Raw genomic sequence first — 11,086 nt, 5'->3', positions numbered from 1 at the left:
GCCAAACACGCCCGCAGCGCGTGATCCTCCAAGGCGGCCGGTGCGCCGAACACCGCCATGATGCCGTCACCGGTGAACTTGTCGACAGTGCCGCCGTAGCGCTTGACCACCACCGAGGCGCAATTGACCAATTCGGTCATGATTTCGCGCAGCCGCTCGGGACCGACCGCCGCGGCGATATCCATCGAATGCACCACATCGGCGAACAAGACCGTCACCTGTTTGTACTCAGCATGGGCGCCGGTCGCGGCTACCGCTGCGCCACATCCGTGACAGAACCGCGCGTTGTCGAGGAGTTCGCTGCCGCAGGAGCGGCACGCCGTTACGGGCGTCATCCGACCCTCCGCCGCTCGCCCCCGTCCTGCCAGGATAGGGCGCTAAACGGCTAACGGCGGGGTTGTTGGCGGAGTTAGGGTGTGGTCATAGCGGGTTAAGGACGAGTACACATGAACGCGGATGAACACTGACGACGAGTCCGTCACGACGTTGGAAGACCTCAGAGGCGATCTGGCGCTTCGGCACAAGTGGACACCCAGCAGCGGGGCCTCGGTCGACCCCGCGATCGTCGAGGCCGACATGGCGGTCCTCGACCGCGACGGCTACGTCATTTGGGAAAACCTGCTCAGTACCGAGGACTGCGGGCAGATCCGCGACATTGTGCAGCCCTGGCTAGGGCATACCGGCCGCAACTCGTTCGAGGGCCGTCGCACCCAGCGCATCTACAGCGTGTTGAGCAGGACGCGGGTGTGCGACCGGCTGGTCGATCATCCGCGGGTGCTGGCGGTGCTGGATCGGTTGCTGATGCCCAACTACCTGGTTTCGGCGTTGCAGGCCATCAACATTCAGCCCGGGGAGTCCGCGCAGCTGGCTCACCATGACGACGGGTTCTACCCGGTTCCGCGTCCGCGGGCGCCGTTGGCCGCCGCAACGATCTGGGCGATCGACGACTTCACCGCCGACAATGGCGCCACCGTGCTCTTTCCCGGCAGCCACCGCTGGGGCAAGCGCCGACCGGGCCCGAAGGATCAGTCGATACCGGTCGTGATGCCCGCGGGCTCGTGCGTCTTCTTCGTGGGCACCCTTTGGCATGGCGGAGGCGCCAACACGACAACCCACGACCGGCTTGCCGTCACCGCCCAATACTGCCAACCGTGGCTGCGGCCGATGGAGGCCTTTACGCTGTCGATCTCGCGCGAGATCGCCCGCGAAGTCTCCGATGACATTCGCCGCATGCTCGGCTACAGCATCCACCCGCCATTCGTCGGCGCGGTCGACGGCCTGCACCCACTACGGCTGTTAGACCAGCCTTAACGCCTCCCCGAAACCGCCCGCTTTCGCTGTCGCTGCGTGCCATAGGTTGCGCCGAACTGCGGCACCTCGAGGGGACCGGCGTGACGGGCGGCGGTGATGGCATTGCGCAGCGGACGAGCCAAGCCCGCGAACGACGCCATGTCGAACACCATCGGTGTCAGCAGCCGATTGTGGACATAGCCGAACGCGCTGGCCGTCTCGGGATCGGCCCATCCGAGGGTTCCGCCCAGGCCGATGTGGCCGAACCCCTTGAGTAGACCGGGAATCGGCGATTCGTGATAGCCGAGGTGAAATGGCATCGGCACCATGATGTTCAAATCAGGCAGCACCCGTGGCTTGCCGATCAGGCCGTTGACCAACTCCGACGATAGGAACTGTGTTCCGTCGATGCGGCCGTCGTTGGCCAGCGCGGCGTACATCTTCGCCAAGCCACGGCCAGTGACAACGCCGTTGGCTGCGGGAATCTCGCCGTCAAGGAACGGGATATCGCCCTGCACAAACGATTTGATGCCAGGAAAATACATGGCGCCCAAGGCGCCCGAGAACGGCAGACCGGCCACCCTCGGTGCGACGAAGTTGAACACCGGATTGGGCCGATTGCTCTGCGGGGCCAAAATCTGCGCGACCTTCGTCGGCGCGCCGGCCGGAGGTCGGCCTAGATGGAGGCCATCGGTGTTGAGCGGTTCCGCCAGCTCAGTGCGAACCAACTCGCGCATACCGACACCGGTGACCGCCCGGGCCAGACCTGACAGCAGCCAACCGTAGGTCAGCGCGTGATACGCCGGAGCGCCCCGCAGGTGGTCGACCGGTGCCGCGGCCAGCCGCTCCTCCATGCGGCGGTGATCCATCAACTCCGTCTTGCTGACCCCCTTCAGATGCGACAACCCGGATCGATGCCGCAAGACGTCGCGGACCGTGATGTCGGCTTTGCCGTTGGCCCCGAACTCTGGCCAATACTCGGCGACGGGCGCGTCATAGGACAGCAGGCCGTGGTCGACCAACCGGTGAATCACTGTGGTTGCGACGCCTTTCGTCGCGGAGAACACCATCGCGCCGGTGTCGGCCGTCCACGGCACCTCGCCCGCCCGGTCTGACCACCCCGTCCAGACGTCGACAACCGGCCTGCCTTCGATGAAAACCGACAGAGTCCCGCCACCGAACCGGCGGCCGGGAAACAGCCCGGCGAACACCCGGATCACGTTGGCGAAACGCGGGTCGGCGGCTCCACGGACGCCGCGGGGCAGACCGCTGTCGGCTTCGAGAAGAGATAGCTGGGCCACGGTGCTATCGCGCCACTCTTGGTTGACCCGCATCGCTGCGCCGCGATCCGATCATGGCGTGATGCTATTACTCGTGATCCGGCGAGATGGCAGCATTGAAAAGATGAGTAGACGCAGCATTGCTCGCGTCGTTGGCACTGCGCTGGCGATGATGTGGGCCTTGTCGAGCGCGCCGGTGGGAATTCGGGTTGCCATTGCCGATCAGTGTCCCGACGCCGAGGTGGTGTTCGCTCGCGGGACCGGCGAGCCGCCCGGCGTCGGCCTGGCGGGCCAGGCCTTCATCGACTCCTTGACCGCGCAGGTTCCCGGGAAGTCCGTGGGCGTCTACCCGGTCAACTACCCGGCGACCCCCGACTACGTGGACAGTGCGAGGGCCGGTGCGGGCGATGCGGGTGGTCACGTCGAGAACATGGTTGCCAGCTGTCCGAACACCAAGATGGTGCTCGGGGGATATTCCCAGGGTGCCGCCGTCGTGGATCTGACCACCAACCAGATGCCTGCTCGCGCCGCTGACCATGTCGCCGCGGTCGCACTCTTCGGCAATCCGTCAAGCACGTACTCGAAGGAGTTGTCGGCCAACCAGTTCCCACCGATCAGCCCGGCCTATCGGCCGAAAGCGATCGAGATATGCGTTCCCGACGACATGATCTGCTCCGAAGGCGGCAACATACTCGCACACCTTTCGTATGTTCCTGATGCGACCAACCAGGCCGCGGCATTCGTCGCGGGTCGGCTCTAGCGCTTTTTCCGATCCGTATCCCGGCTCGGCTGCACCCGTTTAGGCTCACCCGGCATCTTCGGGGTGCCACCGTGCGGGTCATCATGCTTACCTGCATTGATCCAGCTTGCGCGCATCCGCCATGCGGCAGGTTGTCAGGCGAATTTTCGCCCGTTTTCGGACAAACGCTTCGCCCCTAGCTGTTGTCGAAGGAGAGTCAGCCGTGGTGGTCTGCTTCCTGGGCGAGCTGTACGTGGGAGCTCAGGCCCCAGTTTTGTGTAGTCAACGTTTCTTTTCCCGGCTGGGACAATACGCCGATAGAAGCAATCATGAACTCCTTCAACGATATTCGCGTCAGCCTTTCCTACGCAGTGGCCGGCGTGATGGCGATGAAGCCGACAACCTGGGCGTACATGGAGGTTCAATTCCAAAATAGCGAGTGCGCTGTAGCTAGTTAACTCGGTGAGGGACGCCAGTGAGCAGCACTTCGGCGATTCGCCGGGGCGCTTCGCACAGCATGGGGAAGACGGCGGTTCGCTGAGGGATACGCACGTGTCTGCGGCCCTTCTGTACGGCGTCGACGACCTCGTCGGCCACCTTCTCGCGGGCGACGTCGACCACGAGCCGCATCCGGTAGAAGCGCTGGAAGGACTCGGCCGTCGGCTCGTAGTCCTTAGCCTCGGCGAGCAAGTCGGTAGGGATCGGCCCGAGCTCCACGAGGGTGGTGCCGATCGACAACCCGTGGAGGTCCGCCCGCAATCCCGCGGTGAAGTGGGAAAGCGCCGCCTTCGATGCCGAGTAGGCGACGAGGCCGGGGAATACGGCGCAGTCGGCCATCGACGAAACGTTGACGATGTGCCCGCCGCCGCGTCCCAGCATCCGGGGGATGACCTGCCGGCACAGCTCGGCGGCTGCCAAGTAATTAACCTCGGTGATTTCGCGCAGGTGGTCGTTGGATGCGTTGGCGAAGTAGGCGGCAGTCCCAATGCCGGCGTTGTTGACCAGGACGTCGATCGGCCCAGCTTCGTCCTCGACCTGATTGACGAGGGTGGCGACCTGAATTGGGTCCGACAGGTCGGCGGGGTGGGCTGTGCCCCCAAGCTCGACCGCGAGCGTCTGAAGGGCGTCCTGTGTGCGGGCGACGAGCGCGACCGTGCCCCCGGCTCCGGCGAAGGCATGGGCGAGGGACTCGCCGATACCTCGTGACGCTCCAGTGATCAGCACTCGCTTCCCGCGTAGCTCCATGGTCGGAGCGTACGCACACCGTTATCGGCCCGGTGACCTAACGCAACTTTGCTGCCAATCCCTGCCCCTAGCAGCGGAAATCAGCTGCCATAGCGGATGCGGAGTTTGGTCAACGTCTAGTTGGCAAGCGCCAGCACCTCGTCGAACCCGTCAACGAGGCAGTCGTGGAACAGGTCGAAGTCCGGAATCGCGCCAGTATCGACGTTAATTCCCAGCGCGCACGTGTCGACGTAGGTGAGCAGCGTGACATTCACCGCCGAACCGATCGTCGGGCCGAAACCGTACGCCATCCGCAGCGCGGCTCCGCCGAGACGCACCTGGATCGGGATGCCGGGCACGTCACTGGCCACAAAATCGACGCGGCGCAACACCGCTCCGATGTACCAGCGCGGGAACACGTTCAACGCACCGGCGATCAGTTGCATGTAGGGCAGCGAGCGCTCGTCACGTTGCCTTGTGGCCCGGTAATGGACCTCTTCGATTCGCCGCGCCGGGTCGGCGAGGCCGACCGGCACGTCGAACCGCGTCATCGTGACCCGGTTTCCGCCAATCGCGTCGCCTTCGGTACGGAGACTGATCGGCATCCCCACATGAAAGTCCCCAACCGCGGCGCTGTGCTTTTCGTGGTAGCGGCGCAGTGCGCCGGTCACGCCCGCGAGGAACGCATCGTTGAGCGAACCCCCGGCTGCGTGTCCGGCGTCGCGCAGCCGCAGCCTCGACACTTCGTGGATCCCGAGTCGACGGACCGTCGTGCGGTCTTTCATGAGCGACGAGCCGGAATTGCCGATCGGCCGCATGATGCGGTAGACCGACGACGCGACCGCCGCCGCGGAGGTGGCTGTCTGCACCGGATGCCGTATGGCGCTTCGCGCCACGCCGGGAGCGCTCGTAACCGAAGCCGTCGCCGCATTCGCGAGCAGCCCCGCGTCATAGCGGAGTGTGTCGCGCAGTCCGTCCAGCGGCGAAGGTACCCGTGGTGGCGGCGCGGCGGGCAGTGCGCCGCCCCGCCGGGCGGTGACGTCGAATAGCGTCATCGCGATCTGGACGCCGCCGATGCCGTCGGCCAGGGAGTGGTGCATCTTGGTCATTAGTGCGGTGCCGCCGTCCGCAAGTCCCTCGATCAGGGTGATCTCCCACATTGGTCTGGCCGGGTCGAAGTCCGACATCGCGGCCAGCCGGCCCATCTCCAGCACCGTGTCGAGAGTTGCCGGCTGCGACGCGCTCACACGACGCACGTGGAAGCCGAGATCGAAGTCCGGGCAGTCCTCCCAGCGGGGCGGGGCCGGGCGAAGCGACGACACTACCCGCTGCCGGAAGGCCGGCAGTCGTCGGCTGAGCCCGTCGAACCGCTCAACCAATTCCCCCCAGTCCGGGGTGCTGTCCAGCAGGGAGATCGTGACGATGGTCGACCGCAAAACGGGATCGCTTTCCATCGCCCACAGGAAAGCGTCGGTATTCTGCATGAACTCGCTCATTGTGTTCATACTGCGCCGAGCTCGAGTCTTTGGCATCGATTCCGACGACAAGTTGTCCCTGCCCTACAGTCAGGGCCAATATGTCACGGTGACAAACTGCCGTCGATAACTGACCGAGGCGGCACGCCGCCCCGGGGTGAATGTCGCTGGCCCACTATCGGCACTTCGCGGACAAAGATCAGCTTCTGGGCGGCCGCCGCCGAACAGAGGACCCGGCCGAAGGTCTCGGCCAGGCCTTCCAGGACTCGGGCGCGGACATGATCATCCCAGGTCATCAAGAGAGTTCCTGCCATGCTAAACAGCACCCGGCATCAATCAGGATTATTCTTGCTGCTCAAATCCCTATCCCGGCTCGGCTGCACCCGTTTAGGCTCCCCCGGCATCTTCGGGTAATTGGGCGGATATGGCATATCGCCGAGTCCGCGCTTCTCGTCGGCTTCAACCATCTCCAGCAGCGGCGCAATGGACTGCTCGACGGAATCCATGTCGGCCCATGGGTCCTCGCGGCGGGCTACCAGCTCGGGCACGGTAGCCATGGTGTAGTCGTCGGGGTCAGCGCTGGCCAGCTCGTCCCACGTCAGCGGCGTCGACACCGTCGCGATTGCAGTGCGCCGCACCGAGTACGCCGACGCGAACGTGCGGTCGCGAGCGTTCTGGTTGAAGTCAATGAAGATGCGCTTGCCGCGTTGCTCTTTCCACCACGAGGTCGTTACCGCTGCCGGCGCACGGCGCTCCACCTCGCGTGCCAGCGCGATGCCGGCCCGGCGCACGGCGATGAAATCCCAATCCGTCTTGATCCGCAGGAACACGTGGATACCGCGGCCCCCCGACGTCTTCGGGTAGCCAACCAGTCCGAGCTCGTCGAGCAGCGGCCGCAATACATCGGCAGCGACGGACCGGGCCTCCACAAAACCGGTGCCGGGCTGCGGATCTAGGTCGATGCGCAACTCGTCGGGGTGCTCGGTGTCCGGGCAGCGTACCTGCCAGGGATGCAGGGTGATGGTGCCCATCTGCGCCGCCCACACGATGGACGCGGGATGGGTCACCTTCAGCGCGTCGGCGGTCCGCCCAGACGGAAACGTGACCCGGCACGTCTCCAGGTAGTCGGGATGGTGCTGCGGAATCCGCTTCTGGTAGATCTCTTCGCCGTCGATGCCATCGGGGAAGCGCTGCAGATGGGTTGGGCGGTCGCGCAGCGCGGTGAGCATCGGCCCGCGAGCGACCGCGAGGTAATACTCGACGAGTGTGCGTTTCGTTCCGTTGGCTCCCAGCTCAGGAAAATACACCTTGTCCGGATTGGTGAACCGAACCGCGATCCCGTCGACGTCGAGTTCTTCTGCTGCAGCGGCCACATCCTGATTCCAACATGCCGCCCGCCACAATGAACCCATGGACCTCCCCGTGATGCCTCCGGTCTCGCCGATGCTGGCCAAGTCGGTTCGGTCGATCCCACCCGATTCGTCCTACGAGCCGAAATGGGACGGGTTCAGGTCCATCTGCTTCCGCGACGGCGATCAGGTCGAGTTGGGCAGTCGCAACGAGCGACCGATGACCCGCTACTTTCCCGAGTTGCTCGCGGCCGCCAAGGCCGAGTTACCGGGACGGTGCGTGATTGACGGCGAAATCATCATCGCCACCGACCACGGCTTGGACTTCGAGGCGCTGCAACATCGCATCCACCCGGCCGATTCTCGGGTGCGGATGCTGGCCGAACACACGCCCTCGTCCTTCATCGCGTTCGACTTGCTCGCCCTCGGCGATGACGACTACACCGGGCGACCATTTTCCGAACGCCGCGCCGCCCTGGTCGGCGCATTGACAGACTCCGGGCCCTCCTTTCATGTCACGCCAGCAACGACCGACCTGGACACCGCGCAGCGCTGGTTCGACGAATTCGAGGGAGCCGGCCTCGATGGCGTCGTCGCCAAGCCGCTGGGGATCACCTACCAGCCGGACAAACGCGTCATGTTCAAAATCAAGCACGAGCGCACCGCAGATTGCGTGGTCGGGGGTTATCGAGTGCACAAGTCGGGCGGCGAGGCGATCGGTTCGCTGTTGCTCGGGCTCTACACGGACGACGGAACCCTCGCTTCGGTCGGCGTCATCGGCGCTTTTCCGATGGCCGAGCGGCAGCGACTATTCACCGAGCTGCAGCCACTCGTCGTCGGCTTCGATGCCCACCCCTGGAATTGGGCTGCGCACGAAGCAGGCGAACGCACGCCGCGTAAGAACGAGTTTTCCCGCTGGAACGCAGGCAAAGACCTCTCGTTCGTGCCACTGCGACCCGAACGGGTGGTGGAAGTCCGTTACGACCACATGGAAGGGGCGCGGTTCCGCCACACCGCCCAGTTCAACCGCTGGCGCCCCGATCGCGATCCACGGTCATGTACCTATTCCCAACTCGAAACCCCAGTCACCTTCAGGCTCGGCGACATCGTGCCGGGGCTGGGGAAGGTCTAGAAGGGCGGCGGTTTGTTGCGTTCGGCGACGTGGCCGGCGTTGAGAGCGCGTTCGGCGTCGATGCGGTATGCGCGGTCTTGTTCGCGTGTTCGGTGGCGTCTGGGCATCATCAGCCCGCGATCGCCTAGCGGTCGGTCAACCGTTGGCGCGGTGGGTAATTCGCCGGTGGGCAGGCACAGCCCGGGAAACAGCAGGCGACTGCCGGGGCGGGTGGTGTAGGTCTGCCCACTGGGAGCGGTCCACACGATGGTCCCGTCTGACCACTGCTCGTCGTGCCAACCGTTGATGCCGGTCCAGAAGGTTTTCAGCAAATGGTGCTTTCTGCACAGGCACTTGAGATTCGACGGATGGGTCAGCCCGATGGGGAAGGGCACCGTGTGGTCCACATCGCAGAACTCGGCGGGCCGGTCACAGCCCGGGAACCGACAAGTCATATCCCGACACCGGACGAACCGCTCCAACGCAGCCGACGGGCGATAGCCCGGTTCGGCAGCTGCATCGGCGGGAAGGCGCACCGGCGTGACCTTGGCGCCGCCGCGGATCAACTCGGCCAGCAGCGGGGCCGGCACCGCACCGCCGCTGACAATCCGACCGGCGGACCGTTGAATCCGATCGCCCGATGGATCAAGGGCGGGAGCGGAGGCAGGTGCCTCCGCGGCCACGGCCGATTCTTCGGCGACGACGTGAATGACGACACTTATCGCCCGGTGGTCGACATCGACACCGGCCGGGCAGGAAGCGCTACCGCAGGCACACGCCAGCTGGTCGGCCCCGGCGGCGAGCGCGCCCAACGCGTCGGCGCGGCGCTGGGCGATGGTGCGCGGATCGTCATCGCACACCCCGTGAGCCAGCTGCGTCAACCGCCGTTCCAGCACCGCCGCGTCGGTCGAATACAACGTTCCCCATAGGTTGGTGGTGCCATCCTGGCCGTGCGGCGAGTCGATCACAACGTCGCGGCCGCGGGCCGCCGCCCGGGTCCGTCGCAGCGCCGCGGGATCGTAACGATCGACAATGTCATCAATCGCTTGCTCGGCCTTGGCCACCGACAGCGGCCCGAATCGGATGGCCTCTTGGGCCAAGGTCTTATCGGCCAAGGCCAGCGCCGCCTCGTCTTTGATCAGATCGGTGCGCCATACGATCGCGGCCACCAACCGCGCGCTGAGCATTCCCTCGGCGAACGCCGCAGCCACATTGGGTAGCCGGTCGCGTAATGCGATGCTCAGATACATCTGGCCCGATGCCGTGCCGTGGCTGACGTGCAACGCGGCGGCGACCTCGGCGGCCATTGAATCCCAGTTGTCGCACGACCACTGCGCGCAGTCAGTCGGGCCGTCGGCGCGTCGGCGGACTAGCTCCGCGATCGCCGCGAGCCGGCGTGCGGAGGCGGCCGCCTCGACGCAGGCCCACCCGGTGATTGCGGCGATCACCATGCTGTCGTCCGCGGTCACCAGATCCGCCGGTCCCGGGAGCCCTACATCGAACATATGAGCGATTTTAGTCGTCTTCTGGCGCGGCGGGCCGGCGCCCGGAACCTCCAACCTGTGGACAACCTGCCAACTGTGGATAACGCGGCCGATCGGCCCGGTCCGCGGGTGCACCTAACCAGTCCGGTAGACTTGGGCTGCTCCTTACCGCGAGCACAGTCGTCAGAAAGGCTTCTCCAGTCCTGTGGACAGAGCCAGGGTCGCGGAGCACCCGCGGCCGGACTACGTCATCGCACACATCAGCGACACCCATCTCATAGCCGGCGACGGCGACCTCTACGGCGACGTCGACGCGGAGGACCGATTATCCGAGCTGCTTGAGCGGCTCGAGGCTTCTCAAACTCGACCCGACGCCTTGATTTTTACCGGCGACCTCGCCGACACCGGGCAGCCCGACGCCTACCGCAAGCTGCGCAACCTGGTCGAGCCGTTGGCCGATCGCCTTGGCGCACAGGTCATCTGGGTGATGGGTAACCACGACAACAGGGCGGCGCTGCGCGAGCACCTGCTGCGCGAGGCCCCGACAATGGCGCCGATGGACCGCGTGTATGAGATCGCCGGTTTACGCGTAATCGTTTTGGACACCTCGGTTCCCGGCTACCACCACGGCGAAATCGCGCCCGAGCAGTTGCAGTGGCTTACCGCGCAATTGGCTGAGCCTGCACCCTTCGGCACCATCCTTGCGATGCACCATCCGCCGATACCCAGCGTGCAGGACCTCGCGGTCCTGGTGGAGCTGCGCGACCAAACACCACTCGCGCGAGTGCTGCGCGGCACCGATGTGCGCAGCATCCTCGCCGGGCACTTGCACTACTCGACGACGGCAACCTTCGCCGGAATCCCGGTTTCGGTGGCCTCGGCCAGTTGCTACACCCAGGACCTCCTGACGGCAGGAACCCGGGGCCGCGACAGCGCACAGGCGTTCAACCTCGTGCATTGCTACCCAGAAACGGTGGTGCACACTGTCATTCCGCTGGCCGCCGGTCCCACAGTGGGACGATTCGTCCAGCCGGAGACCGTGCGGCGGGAACTCGCCCACGCGGGCGTGAGCATCCTGCCGGCAGGCCGGATACCGCACATCGCACAGCAGCTGGTACACACCTAGCGCCGCCG

11 protein-coding genes are annotated in these 11,086 nt (G+C 65.4%); 4 read left to right on the top strand and 7 right to left on the bottom strand.

The window, feature by feature from the left end:
• A partial coding sequence (locus VEI45_RS00675; RefSeq protein WP_324849121.1) for an adenylate/guanylate cyclase domain-containing protein occupies positions 1-335 on the bottom strand: 335 nt, incomplete at its 3' end.
• A 121-nt stretch (positions 336-456) separates the two neighbouring features.
• Between VEI45_RS00675 and VEI45_RS00670 the strand changes: the two genes are divergently transcribed.
• Positions 457-1,311 (top strand): phytanoyl-CoA dioxygenase family protein, encoded by an 855-nt coding sequence (locus tag VEI45_RS00670; RefSeq protein ID WP_324849120.1) that lies wholly within the window; start codon positions 457-459, stop codon positions 1,309-1,311.
• Here the strand turns inward: VEI45_RS00670 and VEI45_RS00665 are convergent.
• Entirely contained in the window at positions 1,308-2,591 is a 1,284-nt protein-coding gene (locus tag VEI45_RS00665) for a serine hydrolase domain-containing protein (protein ID WP_324849118.1), read from the bottom strand. The two genes, VEI45_RS00670 and VEI45_RS00665, sit on opposite strands and share 4 nt — an antisense overlap.
• A gap of 103 nt (positions 2,592-2,694) precedes the next feature.
• On the opposite strand from VEI45_RS00665, the gene VEI45_RS00660 reads away from it, so the two are divergent.
• Entirely contained in the window at positions 2,695-3,330 is a 636-nt protein-coding gene (locus VEI45_RS00660) for a cutinase family protein (protein ID WP_324849116.1), read from the top strand.
• A gap of 429 nt (positions 3,331-3,759) precedes the next feature.
• Here VEI45_RS00660 and VEI45_RS00655 read toward each other — a convergent pair whose 3' ends face one another.
• From VEI45_RS00655 to ligD, 4 genes are all read right to left on the bottom strand, one after another.
• Positions 3,760-4,554 carry an SDR family NAD(P)-dependent oxidoreductase gene (locus VEI45_RS00655; protein ID WP_324849114.1) on the bottom strand — a complete coding sequence of 265 codons (795 nt, stop codon included), beginning with the start codon at positions 4,552-4,554 and terminating at the stop codon, positions 3,760-3,762.
• Positions 4,555-4,670: 116 nt separating this feature from the next.
• Complete coding sequence (locus VEI45_RS00650; protein ID WP_324849112.1) at positions 4,671-6,029, bottom strand: wax ester/triacylglycerol synthase domain-containing protein; 1,359 nt, start codon at positions 6,027-6,029, stop codon at positions 4,671-4,673.
• An 83-nt stretch (positions 6,030-6,112) separates the two neighbouring features.
• Positions 6,113-6,304, bottom strand: a complete 192-nt coding sequence (locus VEI45_RS00645; RefSeq protein WP_324849110.1) for a hypothetical protein — start codon at positions 6,302-6,304, stop codon at positions 6,113-6,115.
• Positions 6,305-6,340: 36 nt separating this feature from the next.
• The gene (gene ligD / locus VEI45_RS00640) at positions 6,341-7,381 is read right to left on the bottom strand and encodes a non-homologous end-joining DNA ligase (protein ID WP_324849108.1); all 1,041 of its coding nucleotides are present in this window, start codon (positions 7,379-7,381) and stop codon (positions 6,341-6,343) included.
• 37 nt (positions 7,382-7,418) lie between these two features.
• Between ligD and VEI45_RS00635 the strand changes: the two genes are divergently transcribed.
• Positions 7,419-8,489: an ATP-dependent DNA ligase gene (locus tag VEI45_RS00635; RefSeq protein ID WP_324849106.1), complete on the top strand. Its 1,071-nt coding sequence runs from the start codon at positions 7,419-7,421 to the stop codon at positions 8,487-8,489.
• Here VEI45_RS00635 and VEI45_RS00630 read toward each other — a convergent pair.
• Positions 8,486-9,973, bottom strand: a complete 1,488-nt coding sequence (locus tag VEI45_RS00630; protein WP_324849104.1) for an HNH endonuclease signature motif containing protein — start codon at positions 9,971-9,973, stop codon at positions 8,486-8,488. The genes VEI45_RS00635 and VEI45_RS00630 overlap by 4 nt on opposite strands.
• A 184-nt stretch (positions 9,974-10,157) precedes the next feature.
• Between VEI45_RS00630 and VEI45_RS00625 the strand changes: the two genes are divergently transcribed.
• Positions 10,158-11,078 (top strand): phosphodiesterase, encoded by a 921-nt coding sequence (locus VEI45_RS00625; protein WP_324849102.1) that lies wholly within the window; start codon positions 10,158-10,160, stop codon positions 11,076-11,078.
• The last annotated feature ends 8 nt before the right edge of the window (positions 11,079-11,086 follow it).

Source organism: Mycobacterium sp. (genome assembly GCF_035623875.1).
Taxonomy (GTDB): Bacteria; Actinomycetota; Actinomycetes; order Mycobacteriales; family Mycobacteriaceae; genus Mycobacterium.
This window is presented reverse-complemented; position numbering and strand designations above follow the sequence as displayed.

Bases quoted from the DNA above. Each gene is read 5' to 3' on its own strand.
- VEI45_RS00630 (WP_324849104.1), bottom strand. From the start codon at position 9,973: ATGTTCGATGTAGGGCTCCCGGGACCGGCGGATCTGGTGACCGCGGAC.
- VEI45_RS00645 (WP_324849110.1), bottom strand. From the start codon at position 6,304: ATGACCTGGGATGATCATGTCCGCGCCCGAGTCCTGGAAGGCCTGGCC.
- VEI45_RS00650 (WP_324849112.1), bottom strand. From the start codon at position 6,029: ATGAGCGAGTTCATGCAGAATACCGACGCTTTCCTGTGGGCGATGGAA.
- VEI45_RS00635 (WP_324849106.1), top strand. From the start codon at position 7,419: ATGGACCTCCCCGTGATGCCTCCGGTCTCGCCGATGCTGGCCAAGTCG.
- VEI45_RS00655 (WP_324849114.1), bottom strand. From the start codon at position 4,554: ATGGAGCTACGCGGGAAGCGAGTGCTGATCACTGGAGCGTCACGAGGT.
- VEI45_RS00670 (WP_324849120.1), top strand. From the start codon at position 457: ATGAACACTGACGACGAGTCCGTCACGACGTTGGAAGACCTCAGAGGC.
- VEI45_RS00660 (WP_324849116.1), top strand. From the start codon at position 2,695: ATGAGTAGACGCAGCATTGCTCGCGTCGTTGGCACTGCGCTGGCGATG.